Source organism: Clostridium tagluense (genome assembly GCF_003865095.1).
In the GTDB taxonomy this organism is placed as follows: domain Bacteria; phylum Bacillota; class Clostridia; order Clostridiales; family Clostridiaceae; genus Clostridium_AD; species Clostridium_AD tagluense.
This window is the reverse complement of sequence record NZ_BHYK01000093.1, coordinates 1-1821: the sequence shown is the minus strand read 5'-3', so window position 1 is coordinate 1821 and position 1821 is coordinate 1. Positions and strand designations below refer to the sequence as shown.

At 34.3% G+C, this 1821-nt stretch carries 1 protein-coding gene; it reads left to right on the top strand.

The features are described from left to right. Positions 1 to 152: 152 nt before the first annotated feature. Positions 153 to 1586: a DDE-type integrase/transposase/recombinase gene (locus tag Ctaglu_RS24570; protein ID WP_125006691.1), complete on the top strand. Its 1434-nt coding sequence runs from the start codon at positions 153 to 155 to the stop codon at positions 1584 to 1586. The last annotated feature ends 235 nt before the right edge of the window (positions 1587 to 1821 follow it).

The window sequence follows — 1821 nt, the reverse complement described above, 5'->3', positions numbered from 1 at the left end:
GATAGTGTTAACACTATCTTTATTTTATTTATTTAAATCCTTGCTATTGCAAGGGTTTGTGCTATTTTAAACGTAAAAAAGCAATGACCCCCTCTTTTCTGATATAATTGTTGTATCTAACTCAACAAAAATCCCAAAAGGAAGGTGTCATTGTGAGTACAATTATATCAATATTAGTTACATATAATCAACTACTACTTTCGCAGATAAATCAATTACTTATTTTCATTGCTAAAAATATACCTTTAAAGGCTCCAAAATATGATATGACAAGCCCTAAATATAAAAAACTTACTGTAGATAAATTACCTATTATTAAAACCTTTAAAAAGCTTGATTACAAACAAATGTTAAAAGAGTACAAAATTGCTGATGGTAAGGATAAAAAGCCAGTTAATCCTCGTGGTAAAAACCCAGTGGCACCTGATACTGTCTGCCCTCGCTGTGATGCTCCACATAACTATATCTACGATAATGCAGGTGGCCGTGGGCAGCTTTGTTGTAAGGTTTGTGATTTGCATTTCAGCAAAAACAAAGTTGATTTAAAGACTGAGCTCTTCATTTGCCCTTTTTGTGGACATGCTCTCAGTAAAAAGAAAGATCGCAAGCATTTCTTTGTCCATAAATGCGTTAATAAAAAATGTGATTTCTACCTAAATTCTCTTGCAAAACTTTCGTTAGAAGACCTTGAGGAATACAAGAAAGATAAGCATAAATTTAAACTGCATTACATTTACCGTGAGTTCACCACTGATTTCTTTGATGTAGATTTATATTCTATGCCTAAGGGTGCTACTAGCCTCAAATTCAGGAATTTTTCTTCACATGTAATGGGACTTTGCTTAACATATAATGTTAATTTAGGTTTATCTACACGCCGTACGGCGCTTGCTCTGTGGGAAATCCATGGAGTTAAAATATCTCATGTCATGGTTAGCAGATACGCCATCACAGCTGCCGCTATGGTTAAACCCTTTGTAGATAATTATGACTATAAACCTACTAATTATCTTTCTGCTGATGAAACCTATACTAAAGTTAAAGGAGTTCATCAATATATCTGGTTTGTTATGGACGCCATCAAAAAATCAATTTTAGGGTACCAAGCGTCTTTTACCCGTGATACTGGACCTTGTATTTTAACTATGCGTATGGCGTTTGATAAATTTAAAGAATTTCCTGGTAAGTCCCTTAAATTCATTGCTGACGGTTATACCGCATACAAGCTTGCGCAGCAACAGTTTAATCTTAATGGCTTTGACTTCGATGTAACCCAGGTAATTGGACTTACTAACAGTGATCCTGTCTCAACTGAATATCGCTGGGTTAAACAAATAATTGAACGCCTCAACAGAACATTTAAATTCTCTTATAGGGTTACAAATGGCTTTGGTAGTGAGGAAGGCTCCAATACGCACTTGGCCTTATTTGTAGCCTATTACAACTTTCTCCGCCCACATAGCTACGCTTATTGGGGACCGTTGAACTCTATCCCTGAGATCGAAAAGATTTCCACAATGCCTGGTAAATGGCAAAAATTGATTCAACTTTCACAACATCTTATATTGGAAAAACAACTTGCATAGCTAAATTTATAGTTCATTTTTTTGCTTTAATCAAAGTTTACTTTCCTGCCAAGTTTCTGTAAAAAAGAAACAGTCTGAGAAGGTTTATTTTTGTTACCCTTTTTTCCTTTTGTAAGAACAAAAACATTAAATTCCATAAGTTTAAGGCTAAAAAGACAACGACCTTATTTCTTAAAGTTGTAATTGACATACAAATATTCCTATGTGCTTTTTTCATAAGTCAGTTAACACTATC